Here is a 19,770-nt window from a genome sequence, read left to right as displayed (position 1 = left end):
AAAGCAGTAAACCATCGGTTCAAAGGCGTTAAACTGTCAGTTTAAAAGCTTTAAACCCGCAGTTTAAACGGAGTAAACCGACAGTTTAAAGCCGGTAAACTGGCAGTTTATTTTCTTCAAACGAAAATAAACTGATAACTCTTTACGTATCAATCACATACAAATCAAGTCAGATTATTGTTCCAGGCTACCGATACGCCCGTCGGAATCGAGCACATTGACCGTGACGCGCGGGCGACGGCAACGGCTATTGTTAAAGAAGCGCACCGTGGCACGTCCCTGTTCGTCGGTCATCAGCTCCGGCTGCCAGTACAGCGTCCGGCGGTAATCTTCCTCACGGGGCAGCACCCGATAATCCGGCGAATAGAACTCTTTAACCTTGCTATAGCCTTCGAGCCACGTCTTACGTACCCCTTTCGCCCCCTTGGCAGGTATTTCTCCCTCCGGTTTCGTTTCAATCAATACGACACAACTATATAGCTTGTCGATGTTCATCGGCGTGAACCGCGGGTCGGCGTAGCGGCACATGGTCATCACATCTTCGCTGACGTAGATGGACTTGGTGGACTCCAGCGTCAGACTACGATATTTGTTGAAGTCCATTTCCTCGTGGCGGGTACGCTCATAGTTGATGACAAACAAAGCCAGACGGCCTTTGTAGAACAAATACTCCTCGCCCGACGGACTGAACTGCGTATAGAAATCGGGATTCATGTTCCTCATCAGTTCGTGGATGTCGTCGCCCACAAAGCCGTTTCGGTCCTGGATGTCGTCCATCTCCGAGGCCACGTCGTAGTAAGCTATGGATTTGGTGCGGGCCTGATAGACATCGCTGGCCTTGTCGCGCTTGCGGGCTTTCACCTCCACCTCGTCCAGGTGGTGTATCTTCTCGTCGATACCCAGGCGTCGCAACGAGTCTTCGTAGGCCTGGAGGAACAAGTTGTAGTCTTCCTCCACCTGCACCGTATCGGCCGGCTCGTCGGCCGACGGCCCGACTTTCTGTTCCCCGCCGGGTACCCGTACCTGCATCTCGGCCAGCGGATACATGCGGGGCGCGGGAGCAAACACACGGTCCAGCACGATACGGTGGTCTTTCTTCTTCCCTTTCTCGGTCACGGCCAGTATCAGGTTCCACTTCCCCTCTATCTGCGAGACGAAAGAGAAACGCCCCAGGCTGTCGGTGGTAAAGAGGCCGAAGGACTGCTGCCTGCCCGCCTCCGGGTCTTCGCCGGGACTGCTCAGGAAGGAAGACACTTCCACCCCGGCACGCGGTTTGCTGCGCACCATCGACACCACCGTGCCGTGCAGCTCGATGCCCTGCTCGGGCAGGTATTTCAGGTCAAAGGGGCGTACACCAGCCATGCTCTCCCAGTCGTACCTCCTCCAGCCCTGCACCATCAGCAGCTCGTCCAGCGCACGGCGGTTCGCCAAGTCGCCGGATTCGAAATACCAGGCAGGACGGTGGACGTATCCTTTGATGTCCGACATCAGCAGCAGGTCGGTCAGCAGGCTGTGGCGGTTCTCCACCTCCTGCCAGCCGTCGCGCACGGAAACCGAGAGAGGCGCCTGCACGGGGCGGCCTTCCGCATCCCGGACTTCAACGTCCAGACGGATGGAGTCGTAGGGCTGATAGGCAGCCTTGTCCGAACGGACCGTCACCGACAGGGTGTCGGGCTGTCCGGCAAAAATCAGACGGTCGGCCACCATCCGGCCGGAAGGGTCGAACCACACGACCTGCGCCACGCCTACGGGCAGATCCCGCTTGTCCAGCCCGAAGCGGACGGGACGGCTGCGGGTGACCGTCAGCATGCTGAAGTGGTAGAGTTGCCCTCCGCCGATGACTGCCATCCCCAGCACACTGCCTGGCGTGCGGGCGTTCTTCTGTACCGTCACCAGCAGGCTGTCCGGCGAGCTGAGGTTGTCTACCGAGCAGGCAAAGCCCTGCTCCCTCGCTTCCGGCAGGTCGAAACGGTATCGCTTTTCATTCCAGATTACTTCGGCCTGACTTTCTTCCTCGCCGGCCGTATAGGTAAAGCTGCCTTTCCCTTCGTGCCCCGTGGCAAAGGTAAGGCATTCGCGGCCTTCCTCATCCATCACGCACCCCGACACGTCCACCGGATTGCCATAGGCATCCGTCGCCTCGAAGGCCACACGCACCGGCACGTCCTTCACCAGATAGCCGCCTTCGGGATAGAAGCGGAGGTTCAGTTTCTTCTCCTTCCGCGGCCGCTTGCGTTCCTGCGGATACTTGCCTGCCCGCGGGCTGATTTCCTTTTCCACATAGTAGCCCGGCACCTCCGGCTTGTCGAAGACGGGGATGATGCGCGAAAAGACCGAAGCCTCATCGAAGTTCAACATGTATTTCGTATAGGCCCGCACCTCGTAGAAGCCGGAATAGAACGGTAGCTGCGTCAGGGCGAAGTGGCCGTGACAACGGCCGTTCCTGACAGGGAGAATCTGCTTGGACACAATCTCGCCTCCGGGATTGAGCAGCTCCACATACAGCGTCTTGCTCCACTCCGTGGGACGGTTCAGTCCGGAGCCCACCACGTAGCACTGGAACCAGATGTCGTCGCCCTGATAATAGCTGGTGTTGTCGAGGTGCAGGGCCACCTTCTCCTGCGGCAGCGCCTTGCCGAACTGCTCCACGCGGCGGGCCAGCGCCGTCAGCGGCCCGGCTATGCTATCCGGAATCTGTGCCAACGCTGCCAGAGGGAAGACCCCCCACAGCAGCAGTCCCATTATCCCATACCTGTTCATCGTAGGGTCTCCTTTACTTAGCCGCTTCCTGCAACTGTTCTTTCAGCTTGTCCCACTGCTCGGGCGAGGCGGCCGTGCTGAAACGGATGTTCCCCTGCTTGTCGAAGATGACGCAGCGCGGAATGCTCAGGGCCCCCTTATGGCCGAAGGTATCATAGATTTCCTGATGGAAGGCCTCCTGATCACGGACGTGTTCGCCTTTCAGATTGTAGTGCGCGGCCATCTTCCGCCACTTTTCATCGTCCTCCGGACGGTCGATGGAGAGGTAGAGCAACACCACATCGTTGGCCGCAGCATACTCCTGCAACGGACCGACGTGGGCAAACGACGCACGGCAGGGACCACACCACGTGGCCCAGATGTCCATGAAGATGACTTTCCCTTTGTATAGGTCGGTCACGTCCTTAATCGTCTTGGCCGAGCTGACATCGAGGAAATGAATATCGGCAGGGATTGTTGTTTCGTTGAAGGCACGGTTCTTGGCCACGGCACGGTCCACCCACGGCATCCATCCGCTTTCGGGATAGAGGCGGCGGAACTCGTCGGCCAGCGGAAGCAGTTGCGGGTCATAACGCTGCTGCGACTCGTCTTCGAGGAAGAGCTGGGCCAGAGCAGCTTCCTGCGCCTTGCCCGTCAGCCGGTGCGTAAAATCGTAGAAAGCCAGTTGCACGCCTTTCTCCACTCCTTCCGGCTTCGGCTCACCCTTGGTATAGTAACGGATGCCGGTATCATAACTTGCCGCGTCGTAAAACGAAAGGGAGAAAGGGCTGCAAGGATGATTGATGGAGCAGAAGGCCGTCATGCTGTCCAGCTGGGCCATCCATTCCTGCTTCGTGGCCTCGGACGACCGGAAGACAGTAGCCAGCACCTGGTTCTGGAAAGCCAGCAGCAACTGCATGCGAATGTCCTGACGGACCTTGGCACGCAGGTCCTCGTCCACGCCTTCCACCTCCTTGTCCAGCGACAGGGCATAGTCCGTCAGCTTGCGGCGCACCGATGTAGCCACGGTGTCACGGACAATCTGCCAACGGTCGCCTCTCCGTGCACGGATGGCGAACACATCCTCGTACAGCTGGTTCAGCAGTTCCGCCACACGGGCCGTCTTGTCATCCTGCCCTTCGATGACGGTCATCGGCTTTTCGGCCCATCCGTCCAATTCGATCCGCATCGTTCCTTCCTTGGCAAGAAGTGAACCCATTTTCTTCTTTCCATACAGATAAAACTGGACCCGCTCGTATTCTCCTCCGGGCAGCGTCAGCGTGAACGTGCTGTCCGCCTGCAACTTCAACGTATCAAACGTTTGCGAATTGAACATTCCGCCAACCGACCGCTGGCAAACCAGAAGTGCCCCGTCCGCATGACGCACGGAACCCGTAATGTGAATCTCCGGACGGGTGGTGCAGGCTGCACACAATCCGCCCAAACATACCGCCCCGAGGGCAGCTTTCCAAACTTTTCTGCTGAAGTGTTTCATTGTTCCCAAGATTTTAAATCGAGGGGGCAAACCATAGCCCCGCTACAAAGGTAATGTTTTTTTACATTTAGTATTATTTCAACTGAATTATTTTCAGTCCTGGCCGCCAGAATCGGTGTATTCACTCGCCGGCCGCAAAGCATCGCAATCAGCAGTAACCGGCTTCCCCGCCTTGCAAAAAGTCCATAGCCAGCGGCCTAACTATGAACTTTACAACGCTAACTATGGACATTGGCAGCTGGAATATCTTTCATCAAAGAATCACAAGGCAGTGGAGTGATGCTTGATGAGGTTCATAAACTCCTCGCGAGTCTTGGCCTGGTTGAAGGCACCGGTGAAGTCGGAAGTCGTAGTGATGGCATTCTGCTTCTCCACGCCCCGCATCTGCATGCACATGTGCTTGGCCTCGACCACCACCATCACGCCCAGCGGATTGAGCGTCTCCTGGATACACTCCTTAATCTGGAGCGTCATGCGCTCCTGCACCTGCAGGCGGTGGGAGAAGATGTCGACCACACGGGCTATCTTGCTCAGGCCGGTAATGTAGCCGTTGGGGATGTAGGCCACGTGCGCCTTGCCGTAGAAAGGCAGCATGTGGTGCTCGCACAACGAGAAGAAATCGATGTCCTTCACAATCACCATCTGGCTGTATTCTTCCTTGAACTTGGCCGAACGGAGCACTTCGTGCGGGTCCATCGTATAGCCCTTGGTCAGGGTCAGCATGGCCTTGGCCACACGTTCGGGAGTCTTGAGCAGACCTTCGCGCCCGGGGTCTTCGCCCAGCAGGGTCAGAATGCGTGCATAATGTTCTTTCAGTTCGTCCAACGCAGGAGAGGTGATGATTTCTTTTTCCAACATGATTTCTACAAAATATGATTGACTGGTTTTACATGAAAAGACGACAGACGCGGCATCCGGGCCGCTTCCTGCGTCACAATGGGATATTTATCTGGTCGCGGACAATGGAGACTTCCTTGAACTTGCCGGTAGCCCGCAGCTGCCGCATCATGGCATCGGCCTCCTCGATGCTCCGGTAATCGCCCACACGGCACAGCCAGCGCGGAGGGGTAAAGAAGGAATAGACCGGCAGATCAGGAAAAATCTCCTTGACGGATGCCGCCACAGAATGGGCTTCGTTCTTGGCTGCACGGGTATTGCTGCCGGCATATACCTGAACACGATATCCCGAGGTCTTGATTACCTGGCGTTCGCCCGTAGCCGATACGGTATGCGTTTTACCTACCAATGCCTCGATGCGCTCATCCTGATGGATTGTAATCTTTCCCTGGCCGGGAACATTCCGTTCCAGACTCTTCACGATATTGTCCTGCGCCGCAGCCGACAGGAGGAAAGAAAGGCCGGCAAGAGCCAAAAGCAAACGTTTCATATGTGAATGGGTATATTGGGGTGAATAATGTGTCGAAATAATATAGACTATGAAAAGAAAAAGGAGGAAGCACCCGCCGCGTGCATACCACCGGCATGGCACTTCCTCTTTGGTTTCTATCAGCTTTTCATCAATTGAAAGCGTCGATGATGCCCTTGAAATCGGCTACCTTCAAGGCAGCGCCACCAATCAGACCGCCGTCAACATCGGGGTTGGCAAACAGTTCCTTGGCATTCGAAGGCTTGCAGCTGCCACCGTACAGGATGGAGCAGTTGTCGGCAATTTCCTTACCATACTTCTCGGCTACGGCACCACGGATGAAGGCGTGGATTTCCTGTGCCTGTTCGGGAGTGGCAGTCTTGCCAGTACCGATGGCCCATACCGGCTCGTAAGCCAGGATGATCTTGGAGAAGTCTTCGGCAGACAGAGAGAATACAGAAGCCAGCTGGGCGGCAACCACTTCGTTCTGCTTGCCGGCTTCGCGCTCTTCCAGTACTTCGCCGATGCAGAAGATAGGAGTCAGACCGTTGGCCAGAGCCAGTTTCACCTTCTCTTCCAGGATTTCTACGGTTTCGTGATAGTAGGCACGACGCTCTGAGTGACCCAGGATGACATATTTGGCACCGGTAGAAGCTACCATGGCAGCCGATACCTCACCCGTATAGGCACCCGACTCCTTGTCAGCGCAGTTCTCGGCACCTACACCAATCTTGGCGGGGTCTACCAGCGGAGTAACCGATGCCAGGTGGATAAACGGTGTACAGATGATTACATCACAGTTGGGCTTCTCGGCAGCCAACACTTCGTTCAGTTCTTTTGCAAGGGCAATACCCTCCTGGAGGGTCTTGTTCATTTTCCAGTTTCCTGCAACAATGTTCTTTCTCATTTTGTTTTCTATTTAAAAGGGTTAAACCATTAATTTATTCTTATCAGCCAACTTGGCCGTCTTCTTCTCCCTGCGTTTGATGATCAGGATATCTACAGCCAGCACCATGCACAAAGGTATCACAAACCACAGCAAGACCTGCCCGAGCACATTCCACACACTGACTACCTTCTGCTGTCCAAGGGGAATCTTGTCCAGCGCATCGACCAGCACATATTCGTCCGGCAGATTGTTGTCGCTCCACTTGTTCAATATCGTTCCGTCCTTCAACAGCAACAGTCCCGGGTTGGAACGGATGATGGTCTTCAGCGTAATGTCGTCGGCCTGGCAGAAAGGATACTCGGCTCCCGTGCGGTCGGCCCACAACAAGATGTCGTCTTCTTCCGAAGCTGTCAGGGCATAGAACGCATAACCATGCTCCACGCTGTAGTCATAGATTTCATTGATAAGGTCTATGTTGCTGTCATCGGCCTCTTCGATGCGGTGCGCCACAAGCAGGAAGGTGTAGCCCTTGTCTGCCAGGACACTGTCCGTAATATCCTCGCCCGTCTGCAGGTTCAGCAGCGAAAAGTCATGAATCGGCGGCTCGTATCCCTTCTCCTTCAACACCGTACGCGACCCGACAAAAGTCCACGTACTGTCCGGATAATTGTCCAGCGAGAATTCTTTCTGCACTCCGTCCTTCTCGAGGGTGAAATAGGTTTCAAAAACCGGCAGCTTGGCACCTTCGGGCACCTCCATGGCCTGCCTGATATTCACGCCTACCTTATAGGGACGGAAATCGATAATCGGCAGATTGCGCTGACAATAGACCGACAGGGCAAACACGAACAGGATGGCGTACATGGAGAACACCCATTCCATCTTGCGGGTAATGAAGCGTATCACATCTTTCCGCCAACGGAACACCGATATGGCGGCCAGCAACAGAACGATATTCTTGCCGAAAGTCTGCCAGTTGGTCAGCACCCATGCGTCGCCAAAACAACCGCAATCCGATACCGGATTGGCGATGGCCAGATAGAGTGTAAGCGGAGTCATGAAAGACATCAGCAACAGAGCCAGCCAGGCACTTACCGTTTTGCGGATACCCAGAAAGAGATATACTCCGACACAAAACTCCACCGCTGCCAGCAATATGCCGGCCAGAAACAAGAGTACAGAAGGAAACCAGCTGATCATGCCGAATGCCGTCAGATAGTCCTGCAGCTTATAGTAAGAGCCGAACGGATCAACAGCCTTGACAAAACCCGAAAAGATAAACACCCCTCCCAGCAGGAAGCGGCAGGCGTTTACCCATACCTTCTTGGCAATATGTCGTTTGTCAGTCTCCAAATTCTATCTTGATCAAACCGAAAACCGAATAGTTTATCATATCCATGTAGTTGGCGTCCACGCCTTCGGACACCAGCGTCTGCCCGGCCAGGATTTCTATCTGCTTGGTACGATAGATTTTCATCAGAATCAGGTCGGTATACGAACTGATACGCATGCTGCGCCAGGCCTCATCGTAATCGTGGTTCTTGGCCAGCATCAGTTCCAACGATGTCTTGGCATACTTGTCATACAACGCCAGCGCCTCTTCATTGCTGATATCGGCCTGCTCGGCATAACCCAATTCCAGCTGGATGAGTCCCACGATGCCATAGTTGACAATGGCGATGAATTCCGACCGGATACCCTCGTCCACCAGGGCTACCCCCTTTGTCTCGATACTGCGGATGCGGTTGGCCTTGATGAATATCTGATCCGTCACCGAAGAAGGACGCAGAATACGCCAAGCGGGACCGTAATCATGCAGTTTCTTGGCAAACAAGTCGCGGCAAATTCCAATGACATGTTCAAATTGTTGTCTGGTATCTTTCATATCCTTACAAATAGACCGCAAAGTTAGGAATAATTAAGAAATAAAGAAAAGAGGGCGCTCTAAATTATATTAAAGCACCCTCCTTACAAATATAGATTGTCTACGTTTTTTCAAGAACAACGCAAAACCTGTCCCGGACGCAAGGTCGTATTCTTGGAAATCCGGTTCAGCTGACAAAGCTTGCTGACTGTGGTTCCCTGACGGGCTGCGATCTTCGACAAGGTATCACCTTTCTTCACCTTGTAATACAAATCGCCGCTTGAACTCTTGCCACCGGAAGACTTCTTGGCCTTCTCGAAGGTATAGGTATCGGCCACAATATCCTGCTTTTCGAAATCGAACATCTTGGCAGGATCGAGCGCCACACCCAGGAAACGGGTCTCAAAATGCAGGTGGGAACCGGTAGAACGACCGGTATTTCCGCCCAAGGCTATCGGTTCGCCCGCCTTTACCAACTGGTCTACAGCCACCAGCTGCTTGGACAGGTGACCATAAATTGTTTCCAGACCGTTGTCATGACGGATTACGAGATACTTGCCATATCCCTTGCGGCGTCCTTCGTCGGCCACCACACGCACACGACCGTCAAAAGCCGCACGGATGGTATCGCCGATATACACCTTGATGTCAAGTCCGTAGTGAGCTCTGCGACGGCGCGGACGATAACCGAACACGTCTGTAATGCGCGTATGGTCGGTAGGCATACAGAAACCGGTAAGGTCAATGGTATATTTGTCGGGGACAATGGCATCGCCGTACACATGAACAGACTTCGTATTCCAGGAAGGATAGATATCGAAAGCAGGATACATGGACTGCTCCACGCGAATCTGCTTCTGCAATGCCAGTGAGTCTACGCTTTTCAGTTTTCTATCGATGGGCGCCTGACGGGCAATAAGGTCCTGTGAGAAAGAATTCAGACTCACCATTGCCGCAGCCGCACAAAAAATCAGTTTTATTCCTCTTAAATTCATTCCGTTTCGTTCTTTGTCTTTCCAGCAAGATATCCGCCCGAAATTCATACCGTTACCACGCTTCTGCACAGACGAATACCCGTTTTTTCAAAAATTCTTCCAAAGGTAGCATTTCTATTCCAAACGGCGTATCCCCAATTAAGTATTTTTTTCTTTAATCAGCCGGACTATAGAGGAGAAAAACAACATAACAAATTGACAAACAAATAATTATAAAGAAATATGTTTTACAACATATCGGCTTTCACAAGACATTCCATTAACACAATCAGCTGATAGCCGCCCAATTGACATTGCTCTTACGCAACGCCTTCAGCTGTTTCCACAGAATCTCGTGTTCGGGTAATGTTCCCTGCGGATCCTGTTCCACAATTTTCCGGGCCACTTCGCGCACATACTGCAACAGTTGCCCGTCACGGGCCAGGTCGGCGATTTTCAAGTCGAAAGCCACCCCACTCTGCTGCGTACCTTCCAGATCGCCGGGACCACGGAGCTTCAGGTCGGCTTCGGCTATTTCGAAACCGTCGTTGGTACGTACCATTATTTCCAGCCGCTTGCGGGTATCCTCGGCCAGCTTGTAACCCGTCACCAGAATGCAGTACGACTGATCGGCTCCACGCCCTACCCGTCCGCGCAACTGATGCAGCTGCGACAGGCCGAAGCGTTCGGCATTCTCGATAATCATGACCGACGCATTCGGTACGTTCACTCCCACCTCGATGACCGTCGTGGCCACCATAATCTGAGCCTGTCCCGAAACAAACAGCTGCATCTGCGCATCTTTCTCGGCCGGTTTCATCTGGCCATGCACCTTGCATACACAACAGTCGGGAAAGGCCTCGCAAACGTGCAGATAACCTTCCTCCAGATTCTTCAGGTCTATCTTCTCGCTTTCCTTGATCAGCGGATAGACAATATACACCTGCCGTCCTTCCTCTATCTGCTTGCGCACCGAACGGTACAGACTCTCCCGACGGTTGTCGAACTGATGGATGGTGGCTATCGGCTTGCGTCCGGGAGGCAGTTCGTCGATGACAGACACATCCAGGTCGCCATACAGCGTCATGGCCAGCGTACGGGGAATGGGGGTGGCCGTCATCACCAGCACATGGGGAGGCTGTTCGTTCTTGGTCCACAAGCGGGCACGTTGCGCCACACCGAAACGGTGCTGCTCATCGATGACCACCAGCCCCAAAGAAGCAAAGTTCACCGTATCTTCGATGACCGCATGCGTGCCGACCAATATCTTCACATCCCCTTCCACCAGACCTTTCAGGATGGCTTCCCTACGCTTGCCCCTGACCGAACCGGTCAGCAGTTCCACCCGTACATCCATGCCGCACAGCAACTCGCGAATCGTGTCGAAATGCTGATTGGCCAGAATCTCCGTAGGCGCCATCAGGCAAGCCTGATAGCCGTTGTCCAGCGCTATGAGCATACTCATCAACGCCACCAGTGTCTTTCCGCTTCCCACATCGCCCTGCAGCAGGCGGTTCATCTGCCGTCCCGAACCCAGGTCACGCCGTATCTCCTTGAGCACCCGCTTCTGGGCTCCCGTCAGTTCGAACGGCAGGTTACGCGTGTAGAAAGTGTTAAACACCTCCCCCACTTTGCCGAACACGTACCCCCTGTACTTATACTGGCGGTCGCGCGCATAGCGCAGGATGTTGAGCTGTACATAAAACAGTTCCTCAAACTTCAGCCGGTACTGTGCCTTCCGCAAGAGGTCGGCATTGCCGGGAAAGTGAATGTTGCAAAGCGCCTCGGTCAACGGCATGAGGTGGTGTTCCTGCAACAGCGAAGCCGTCAGGGTCTCGGGCAAAGGCTCCTGGATCTGGCGGACCAGCGTCGCCATCATCTTCTCGATGGCATTCGAGTTCAGGAAAGCCCGTTTCATCTTCTCCGTGGTATTGTAGTAGGGACGCAAGCCCATGCCGGACATCTGTACATCCGAAACCGCGTCGATATCCGGATGGGCGATATTGATACGCCCGTTGAAAGCCGTCGGCCGGCCGAACACGACGTATTCCTGATGCACCTTGTATTTCCCGGTCAGGAACTTGATGCCTTGAAACCACACCAGGTCCACAAATCCCGTCCCGTCCGTGAAATGGGCTATCAGCCTCCGCTGCCGTCCTTCACCCGCAATCTCGAAACTGCGGATTTCTCCCTTCAGTTGGATATAGGGCATGGTTCCGTCTATCTCGCGGATGGAATAAATGCGGCTGCGGTCTACATATTTATAAGGGAAATAATACAACAAGTCGTGCAGGGTACAGATACCCAGTTCCTTGTTCAGCGTAGCGGCCCGCTGCGGCCCTACGCCCGGCAGATATTTGATGTCAGCAGTAGCCAGGTCAATCATTCTTCCAACAGAGCCGAAGCCACCTTCAGGTCAAAAGGTGTGGTAATCTTGATGTTTTCCCGGTTGCCTTCGGTCAGCGCGACGGGCACCCCCATCGCCTCGACCACCGAAGCATCGTCTGTAAACATGGGAGTATAGGGCTGTCCGTATGCCTCCTTGAGCAAAGCGGCGTCGAACACCTGCGGTGTCTGTACCAGGCGGTACTCGTCACGTGGAACGGTCACACTGCCACCCGCCTCCTGCAGGTGTCTCACCGTCTCCACCACCCCGATGCAGGGCACCACCGCCCGCTTGGTCTTGGCCTCCTCGTAGCAGCGGCGTATGACTTCGGGCGACACAAACGGACGCACCCCGTCGTGTACTCCTACCAAAGCCGGCGTTTCGACCAGTGCCAGGCCGTTCTTCACCGAATGAAAACGGGTTTCTCCGCCGTCGGCCATCCGATAAGGCAAATTGAAACAGTGCTTCCGGCACAGTTCCAGCCAGAAATCCTGCTGGTTGTGCGGAAGCACCAGAATAAGTTGTATCTCCGGATTGCAGGCATAAAAGGCCTCCATCGTGCGCATCAGCACCGGTTTTCCTCCAATGGGCAGAAACTGCTTGGGCAAATCCGTTCCCATGCGCAGTCCCTTGCCTCCGGCCACAATCAGAGCATAGTGTGTCATTGCGTTTCCTTTACTTGGTCAGACACATGGCACTCTTCAGTTCCTTCACTTTCTCTTTCCCGCAAAGGTGTTCTACCAGCGCCAGACCGAATTCGATGGCAGCTCCGGGTCCCTTGCCGGTAATGAAGTTTCCGTCCTTCTCCACCATGGCACCCGTATATTCGGCTCCTTCCAGGTATTTGTCAAATCCCGGATAGCAGGTAGCCTTTTTGCCCTTCAGCAATCCCAGATTGCCCAGCACCATCGGGGCAGCACAGATAGCGGCAATTGACTTGTTTCCTTCCGCCTGTTTCAGCAACTGTCTGCGCAGGTCCTCACACTCGTTCAGCGTTGTAGCGCCGGGCAGTCCGCCGGGCAATACCATCATGTCCGCATCAAAGAAATCGCAGTTCACGATGTTCTTGTCGCACAGCACCGAGATGCCATGAGACCCCTTCACGATTTCATCGGGAGTCACAGACACCATTGTCACATTCAGACCGGCGCGTTTCATGATGTCGACAGCCGCAAAGGCTTCCATTTCTTCAAAACCGTCTGCAAAAAACACATAAACAGTTCCCATAGTCAAAAGTCCTCCTTATATTTTATTTCAGATTAAAATAATACGTAATAGTTCCCGCTTGGTTGTTCAGCCCGCTCACGGCATTGAAGCGCGCCTTCTTGGCCGCATCCTCGGCCGCCTTGCGCAGCGCCGGATTCACGGTGTTGGTCTGGCGGTTGATGCTGGTAGCTATCACCTGGCCGGCCGGATTCACGGTGATGTTCACCACCACCTTTCCTTCATCCTGCACGTTATAGACCGGTTTGGGCAATCCGCCGGGACCTAACGAACGTCCGTTCAGGCTGAACGAACCATAACCGCCCACACCGGTAGCCGCTCCTTCGGCCGCATTGCCGGTCGGGCTGCCCTGGATACCGTTGCCCTGCGTATTTCCCTTACTGCCCATCTGGGCACCCTTGCCGAAAGCTCCCGCCACGGTACGTCGTGCAGCCTCTTCTGCTTCCTTCCGTTCGCGTTCGGCTTTCTCGGCAGCCAGTTTGCGGGCTTCTTCCGCCTTCTCGGCTTCTGTCTTCTCGGGCTTCTTCACTTCCTCCTTCTTCTTTTCGGGAGTTTTCGTTTCGGGTTTCAGAGCCACCGTTTCCTCCATATCCTGCGTCATCAGATCCTGGTCCGCAGGCTCCTGAGGTTGCGGCACCGCCTGTTCGGGCATCACGTCCACGTCTACCAACGACGGATCCGCCTGCCCCCATGCATCGGGCACTTCACCCAACATGACTGGCATACCTCCCTCTTCGGCAGGAGCCGGTACTACAAACCCTGCCCATATCAAAAAGACGATTACGGCGGCATGCACCAGCAATGCCCCCGTCAAGCCTATGTATTTTCCTTTTTCTTTTTGATTCACAGCAAGATTCCTTTCTTAGACATTAACGACCCATACTGTTTTGCCGTCGTCAGCGCCCTTCGGGCGGACGGGTGGCGAGCACCATCTTGAAGTGGTTCTCGTTGGCAATGTTCAGCACTTTCACAATTTCCCGATAAGGCACCGTTTCGTCCGCATACAGAGCCACGTACATTTCCGGTTCCTTTTCGGCGCATTCCTGCAGGAACGGTGTCAGTTCCTCCAGTGTAATCGCCTGTTCACGGTCATTCCCGAACGCTGCATAGAAATTCAGGTCCTTGTCGATGATAACCCTTGTCAGCGGCTTGGCCGACGTCTGTTGTTTGCCCTGCGGCAACAGCACCTTGATGGCGTTGGGCGAAACCACCGTCGAAGTGATCATGAAGAATATCAGCAGCAGAAATATCACGTCCGTCATGGACGCCATACTGAAGTTGGGCGATATTTTGGCTCTTCGTTTCAGCATGGCTCATTCAGTAAATCCATGAAGGCCATGGTCTTGGCTTCCATCTTGTTCACCACTCCGTCGACCAGCGTCACCAGATAGTTGTAGGCAAACATGGCGATGATGCCCACAATCAGACCGCCTACGGTCGTAATCATAGCCTCATAGATACCCCCGGAAAGCAGGGTGATGTCGATGTTGTTGCCCGCATTCGCCATTTCGAAGAAAGCGCGCACCATACCCGTCACCGTTCCCAGGAAGCCAATCATCGGCGCTCCCGCAGCGATGGTTGCCATGATGGTCAGTCCCTTTTCCAGCTTGGCCACCTCAATGTTGCCCACATTTTCGATGGCAGCCTGTACGTCGCTCACCGGACGGCCCAGGCGGCTGATTCCTTTTTCTATCATGCGTGCCGACGGCGTGTTCACGCTACGGCAGTAGGCCAGTGCAGCCTTGATTTCGCCTCCCAGAATGTAATCCTTGATTTTGTCCATAAACATGGGATCCTCCTTTCCAGCCTTGCGGATAACGTAGTTCCGTTCAAACAGGATGTAGAAGCACAGCACCGAGAGCAGTCCCAGCACCACCATGATCCAGCCGCCTTTCACGGCCATACTCCACAAACTCATCTCTTCCGGTCCGGCCACCGGAGTCAGAACCGGATTGGCACCCGCAATCGAGTCGGCCATCGCCGGGGCCACTTGGGCCAATAACATCATTGCATTCATTGACGAAGACAGTTTTTATATTCCTGAATGGTGCGTTGCAGTCCCAGGTACAGCGCATCACAGATCAGCGCATGTCCTATCGACACCTCGTCCAGCCAGGGTATGTTCTTATAAAAATAGTTCAAGTTCACCAGACTCAGGTCATGGCCCGCATTCAGGCCCAGCCCCAGGTTGCGCACAGCCTTTGCGGCAGCCACAAAAGGCGCCACAGCCGCTTCCGGATTCTTCGTGTAGCCCGACGCATAGGGTTCCGTGTACAGTTCCACGCGGTCGGTACCTGCCTTGGCGGCATATTCTATCATTTCAATGTCGGTCGACACAAACACCGAGGTCCGTATACCCGCCTTCTTGAATTCGTCGAGCACTTCGCTCAGGAAGTCCAGGTTCTTCTTCGTATCCCATCCGGCGTTCGAAGTCAGTTGTGTCGGGCTGTCGGGTACCAGTGTCACCTGATGGGGCTTCACTTTCAGCACCAGGTCAATGAATTCCGGCGCCGGATACCCCTCGATATTGAATTCCGTACGCAGCAGCGGACGCAGGTCATACACATCTTTCCGGCGGATATGTCTTTCATCCGGCCGCGGATGCACCGTAATGCCGTCCGCACCAAAGCTTTCACAGTCTTGCGCTACCTTTACCACATCCGGCACGTTCCCGCCGCGCGCATTGCGCAACGTTGCTACCTTGTTTATGTTTACACTTAATTTAGTCATAATTTTACCGTTAGTTTCGGGCAAAAGTACAAATAATAGTCATAAGTTGACAGGAATATTATAAAAAAATAGCATCTTTGCAATGCTAATAACAAACGGAGCGTATGAAAATAGCCATTTTCGGAAACACTTATCAGGCCAAAAAGTCCTCGTATGCCGAGCGCCTGTTCAGTATCCTCACCCGCCACAAGGCCGAGATCTGTATCTGCCGTGAGTTCTACCAGTTCCTGACGGCCGAGCTGCATCTCCAGCTTCCTCCCGTCGAGTTGTTCGACGGCGACTGTTTCGAGGCCGACCTTGTCATCAGCCTGGGCGGCGACGGTACGTTCCTCAAGGCAGCCAGCCGGGTAGGTGCCAAGGGATTCCCCATTCTGGGCATCAACACCGGCCGCCTCGGTTTCCTGGCCGACATCTCCCCCGAAGAAATGGAGATCACCCTCAACGACATCTACAACCACCATTATAAAATAGAAGAGCGCAGTGTGCTCCAGCTGTCATGCGACGACCGCAACCTGATGCGTTGCCCCTATGCCCTCAACGAGATAGCCGTCCTCAAGCGCGACAGCTCGTCGATGATCAGTATCCACACCGCCATCAACGGTGCCCCGCTCACCACCTACCAGGCCGACGGACTCATCGTTGCCACGCCCACCGGCTCCACCGCCTACTCGCTCAGCGTGGGAGGGCCCATCATTGTACCCCACAGCAAGACCATTGCCATCACTCCCGTCGCCCCCCACAGCCTCAACATGCGCCCCATCGTCATCTGCGACGACTGGACCATCACCCTCGACGTCGAAAGCCGCAGCCACAACTTCCTCGTGGCCATCGACGGTCGCAGCGAGTCGTGCCGTGAAGCCACCCGCCTCACCATCTCCCGCGCGCCCTACACCATCAAAGTAGTCAAGCGCTTCGACCACATCTTTTTCCATACCCTGCGCGACAAGATGATGTGGGGAGCCGACATCCGATAAAACGACAATCGGGCAAAGCCATCCTTTTCCCGACCGCTTCGCCCGATTCATTGAGAATGGAGAATTGATAATTGAAAATCCCCCCACTGATATCCGATATTTTATATTTGATATTTAATATTTGACATTTGTCATCTCCCATACATCGTCTCATAGTACTTCTGGTAATCCCCTGAAGTCACGTTGTCCATCCATTCCTGATTATCCAGATACCAGCGCACCGTCTTTTCGATACCCTCCTCAAACTGAAGACTCGGCTCCCAGCCCAGCTCCTGCTGGAGCTTTGTCGAGTCGATGGCGTAGCGCATGTCGTGGCCCAGACGGTCCGTCACGTAGGTTATCAGGTCCATATCCTCCCCTTCCTTGCGGCCCAGCAGACGGTCCACCGTGTTGATTACCACCTTGATGATGTCGATGTTCTTCCACTCGTTGAAACCACCGATGTTGTACGTTTCAGCCACCTTGCCGTTGTGGAAAATGACGTCAATAGCCCGTGCATGGTCTTCCACATACAGCCAGTCGCGCACGTTCTCACCCTTGCCATACACCGGCAACGGCTTGCGGTGACGGATGTTGTTGATGAACAGCGGTATCAGCTTCTCCGGGAACTGGTACGGACCGTAGTTGTTCGAGCAGTTCGTCACGATGGTCGGCATGCCGTACGTGTCATGGTACGCACGCACGAAGTGGTCGCTCGATGCCTTGCTGGCGCTGTACGGACTGTGCGGATTGTACTTCGTCGTCTCATAGAAGAACTCCTTGCCATAGGCCAGGTGATGCCTGCCCGACGAAGCCTTTGTGGTGAACGGTGGTTCAATGCCTTCCGGATGCGTCATCTCCAGTGCCCCATACACCTCGTCCGTCGAGATGTGGTAGAAGCGCTTGCCCTCGTATTTCTCCGGCAGGCTTTCCCAGTACAGCTTCGCCGCCTGCAGCAGGCTCAGCGTACCCATCACGTTCGTCCGTGCGAAGGTAAACGGGTCCTTGATGCTTCGGTCCACGTGGCTCTCTGCAGCCAGATGGATGATGCCGTCCACCTTCTCCTCCTGCATCAGGCGGTAGAAAGCGTCGAAGTCGCAGATGTCCATCTTCACGAACTTGTAGTTCGGACGGTCCTCGATGTCCTTCAGATTGGCCAGATTACCCGCATACGTCAGCTTGTCCAGGTTGATGATGCGATACTCCGGATACTTGTTCACAAACAGGCGAACCACATGGCTGCCGATGAAACCGGCTCCGCCGGTAATTACTATTGTGCGTTTGAAATTCATTTCAATGATGGTTTGTTGCACCACAGAGGACACTGTGTCACACTGAGTGCCTGTTCATACGTAAACGATTATTTATTGATAACTCCGTGTCACTCCGTGGTGAACACAAACGGTGTCTCAAAGTCCTTCAACAACGGATGTTTTGTATCCTTCTCACTCAGTATCGCCTTCTCCGTCGGTATCCGCCAGTCGATGCCCAGACTTTCGTCCAGGATGCTGATACCCCCGTCCGCTTCCGGATGGTAGAAATTGTCACACTTATACTGGAACACCGCCGTCTCGCTCAATACCGAAAAGCCGTGGGCAAAACCCTGCGGAATGAAGAACTGCCGGTGGTTGTCCTCCGTCAGTTCCACAGCCACATGCTGCCCGTACGTGGGACTTCCTTTGCGGATGTCCACCACTACGTCCAGCACCGCCCCCTTCACGCAACGCACCAGCTTGCTCTGCGTGTACGGTGGCCGCTGGAAGTGCAGACCGCGCATCACGCCATAGCTCGACATGCTCTCGTTGTCCTGCACAAAGGTGACAGGCCCCACCTTTTCATCAAACTCCCGTTGCGAGAACGACTCGAAGAAATACCCCCTCGCATCCCTGAAAATGCGTGGCTCGATGATCACCACGCCCTCTATACTTGTCTTGATTACCTCCATTGTTAAAGTGATTAGTGGTCAACGGTTAACGGTTAGCATACTCATCACTAATCACTAACCACTAACCGCTCACCGTTCCTTAAAGGTTCTCCTCCCCCGTTCGCTCCACCTCGCCGATTACCTGCAGCAGATACTGTCCGTACTGGTTCTTCAGCATCGGCTGAGCCAGTTCGCGCAACTTCTCTTCGGTAATCCATCCCTTGCGGAAAGCGATGCCCTCCAAACAGGCGACTTTCAAGCCCTGACGCTTCTCGATAACCTCAATGAACGTCGAAGCCTCGCTCAGCGAATCGTGCGTACCCGTGTCCAGCCAGGCAAAGCCACGGCCCAAGGTCTGCACCTTCAGCTCCCCGTCCTCCAGGAAACGCTGGTTCACGGTCGTAATCTCCAGCTCCCCACGAGCCGACGGCTCGATGTGTTTGGCCACGTCCACCACCTTGTTCGGGTAGAAATACAGCCCCACCACCGCATAGTTCGATTTCGGCTGCTTCGGTTTCTCCTCGATGGACAGGCAGTTGCCCTGCTTGTCAAACTCCGCCACGCCGTATCGTTCCGGGTCGCTCACCCAGTAGCCGAACACCGTCGCCTTCTTTTCCTCTTCCGCCGTGCGCACCGCCTCCTTCAGCATCGCGCTCAGCCCATTGCCGTGGAAGATGTTGTCGCCCAGCACCAGGCACGCCGCATCGTCGCCGATGAAGTCCGCCCCGATGATGAACGCCTGTGCCAGTCCGTCCGGACTTGGCTGTTCCGCGTATTCAAAACGTACGCCAAAGTCCGAGCCGTCGCCCAGCAGCCGCCGGAAGCCCGGCAAGTCCTGCGGAGTCGAGATAATCAGAATCTCGCGGATACCCGCCAGCATCAGCACCGAGATGGGATAATAGATCATCGGTTTGTCAAAAATGGGAATCAGCTGCTTGCTCACCCCCTTGGTGATGGGATACAGGCGCGTCCCTGTTCCTCCCGCCAGAACAATCCCTTTCATATCTTTGGTTGTTTACTTGTTACGTTCATACTCCGGACTTTCGTCCCCTCTGCAAACCATTTTCGTCTACATCTACACAAAAGTAAGGATTAATCCCGACATGCCCAAACAGATACCAATAAAAAAGGCGGGCGAAGCCGCTCTATCGCCGCTCCGCCCGCCTTTTCTGTAAGCGTCCAATTTTGACGTACCCTACAGGGAAAGCCCCTTTGGGAAGCTTTCC

Annotated in this window: 19 protein-coding genes; 1 reads left to right on the top strand and 18 read right to left on the bottom strand. The window is 54.5% G+C overall.

Going from position 1 to position 19,770, the window contains the following annotated elements; all coding sequences use genetic code 11:
- Window positions 1-174 precede the first annotated feature (174 nt).
- From RDO88_RS06010 to RDO88_RS05940, 15 genes are all read right to left on the bottom strand, one after another.
- On the bottom strand, window positions 175-2,760 hold the full coding sequence (locus RDO88_RS06010; protein ID WP_307758519.1) for a hypothetical protein: 2,586 nt from the start codon (window positions 2,758-2,760) through the stop codon (window positions 175-177).
- Window positions 2,761-2,773: 13 nt separating this feature from the next.
- Window positions 2,774-4,234 (bottom strand): thioredoxin-like domain-containing protein, encoded by a 1,461-nt coding sequence (locus tag RDO88_RS06005; RefSeq protein ID WP_307758518.1) that lies wholly within the window; start codon window positions 4,232-4,234, stop codon window positions 2,774-2,776.
- A 261-nt stretch (window positions 4,235-4,495) separates the two neighbouring features.
- The gene (folE, locus tag RDO88_RS06000; protein WP_072546113.1) at window positions 4,496-5,092 is read right to left on the bottom strand and encodes a GTP cyclohydrolase I FolE; all 597 of its coding nucleotides are present in this window, start codon (window positions 5,090-5,092) and stop codon (window positions 4,496-4,498) included.
- A 73-nt stretch (window positions 5,093-5,165) separates the two neighbouring features.
- Window positions 5,166-5,621, bottom strand: coding sequence for an SPOR domain-containing protein (locus tag RDO88_RS05995; RefSeq protein ID WP_307758517.1), 456 nt, complete (start codon window positions 5,619-5,621; stop codon window positions 5,166-5,168).
- A 130-nt stretch (window positions 5,622-5,751) separates the two neighbouring features.
- A complete protein-coding gene (tpiA, locus tag RDO88_RS05990; protein WP_307758516.1) occupies window positions 5,752-6,507 on the bottom strand; it encodes a triose-phosphate isomerase in 756 nt (251 codons plus the stop codon).
- 21 nt (window positions 6,508-6,528) lie between these two features.
- Window positions 6,529-7,842, bottom strand: a complete 1,314-nt coding sequence (locus tag RDO88_RS05985) for a BT_3928 family protein (protein ID WP_307758515.1) — start codon at window positions 7,840-7,842, stop codon at window positions 6,529-6,531.
- On the bottom strand, window positions 7,832-8,374 hold the full coding sequence (locus RDO88_RS05980) for a nucleotide modification associated domain-containing protein (protein WP_307758514.1): 543 nt from the start codon (window positions 8,372-8,374) through the stop codon (window positions 7,832-7,834). Before RDO88_RS05980 ends, RDO88_RS05985 begins: the two co-directional genes overlap by 11 nt.
- Window positions 8,375-8,484: 110 nt before the next feature.
- Window positions 8,485-9,348 carry a peptidoglycan DD-metalloendopeptidase family protein gene (locus RDO88_RS05975; protein ID WP_307758513.1) on the bottom strand — a complete coding sequence of 288 codons (864 nt, stop codon included), beginning with the start codon at window positions 9,346-9,348 and terminating at the stop codon, window positions 8,485-8,487.
- Between the two features lie 268 nt (window positions 9,349-9,616).
- Window positions 9,617-11,713, bottom strand: a complete 2,097-nt coding sequence (gene recG, locus RDO88_RS05970; protein WP_307758512.1) for an ATP-dependent DNA helicase RecG — start codon at window positions 11,711-11,713, stop codon at window positions 9,617-9,619.
- Window positions 11,710-12,378 (bottom strand): 2-C-methyl-D-erythritol 4-phosphate cytidylyltransferase, encoded by a 669-nt coding sequence (locus RDO88_RS05965; protein ID WP_307758511.1) that lies wholly within the window; start codon window positions 12,376-12,378, stop codon window positions 11,710-11,712. The genes recG and RDO88_RS05965 overlap by 4 nt, the downstream gene beginning before the upstream one ends.
- A 10-nt stretch (window positions 12,379-12,388) precedes the next feature.
- Entirely contained in the window at window positions 12,389-12,940 is a 552-nt protein-coding gene (locus RDO88_RS05960; RefSeq protein ID WP_307758510.1) for a DJ-1 family glyoxalase III, read from the bottom strand.
- 22 nt (window positions 12,941-12,962) lie between these two features.
- Window positions 12,963-13,784, bottom strand: coding sequence for a TonB family protein (locus RDO88_RS05955; RefSeq protein ID WP_307758509.1), 822 nt, complete (start codon window positions 13,782-13,784; stop codon window positions 12,963-12,965).
- 49 nt (window positions 13,785-13,833) lie between these two features.
- Complete coding sequence (locus RDO88_RS05950; protein ID WP_307758508.1) at window positions 13,834-14,247, bottom strand: biopolymer transporter ExbD; 414 nt, start codon at window positions 14,245-14,247, stop codon at window positions 13,834-13,836.
- On the bottom strand, window positions 14,241-14,954 hold the full coding sequence (locus RDO88_RS05945) for a MotA/TolQ/ExbB proton channel family protein (RefSeq protein ID WP_307758507.1): 714 nt from the start codon (window positions 14,952-14,954) through the stop codon (window positions 14,241-14,243). Before RDO88_RS05945 ends, RDO88_RS05950 begins: the two co-directional genes overlap by 7 nt.
- Entirely contained in the window at window positions 14,951-15,667 is a 717-nt protein-coding gene (locus tag RDO88_RS05940) for a pyridoxine 5'-phosphate synthase (RefSeq protein WP_307758506.1), read from the bottom strand. Before RDO88_RS05940 ends, RDO88_RS05945 begins: the two co-directional genes overlap by 4 nt.
- Before the next feature lie 104 nt (window positions 15,668-15,771).
- On the opposite strand from RDO88_RS05940, the gene RDO88_RS05935 reads away from it, so the two are divergent.
- Window positions 15,772-16,641, top strand: a complete 870-nt coding sequence (locus RDO88_RS05935; RefSeq protein WP_307758505.1) for an NAD kinase — start codon at window positions 15,772-15,774, stop codon at window positions 16,639-16,641.
- 131 nt (window positions 16,642-16,772) lie between these two features.
- Here the strand turns inward: RDO88_RS05935 and RDO88_RS05930 are convergent, their stop codons facing one another.
- The 3 genes from RDO88_RS05930 to rfbA all read right to left on the bottom strand — a co-directional run bounded on the left by RDO88_RS05930 (window position 16,773) and on the right by rfbA (window position 19,547).
- Window positions 16,773-17,912: a GDP-mannose 4,6-dehydratase gene (locus RDO88_RS05930; RefSeq protein WP_307758504.1), complete on the bottom strand. Its 1,140-nt coding sequence runs from the start codon at window positions 17,910-17,912 to the stop codon at window positions 16,773-16,775.
- A gap of 89 nt (window positions 17,913-18,001) precedes the next feature.
- The gene (gene rfbC / locus RDO88_RS05925) at window positions 18,002-18,565 is read right to left on the bottom strand and encodes a dTDP-4-dehydrorhamnose 3,5-epimerase (RefSeq protein ID WP_307758503.1); all 564 of its coding nucleotides are present in this window, start codon (window positions 18,563-18,565) and stop codon (window positions 18,002-18,004) included.
- 79 nt (window positions 18,566-18,644) lie between these two features.
- Entirely contained in the window at window positions 18,645-19,547 is a 903-nt protein-coding gene (gene rfbA, locus RDO88_RS05920; protein ID WP_307758502.1) for a glucose-1-phosphate thymidylyltransferase RfbA, read from the bottom strand.
- Window positions 19,548-19,770 lie beyond the last annotated feature (223 nt).

Source organism: uncultured Mediterranea sp. (genome assembly GCF_902493215.1).
Lineage (GTDB): Bacteria > Bacteroidota > Bacteroidia > Bacteroidales > Bacteroidaceae > Bacteroides.
This window is presented reverse-complemented; position numbering and strand designations above follow the sequence as displayed.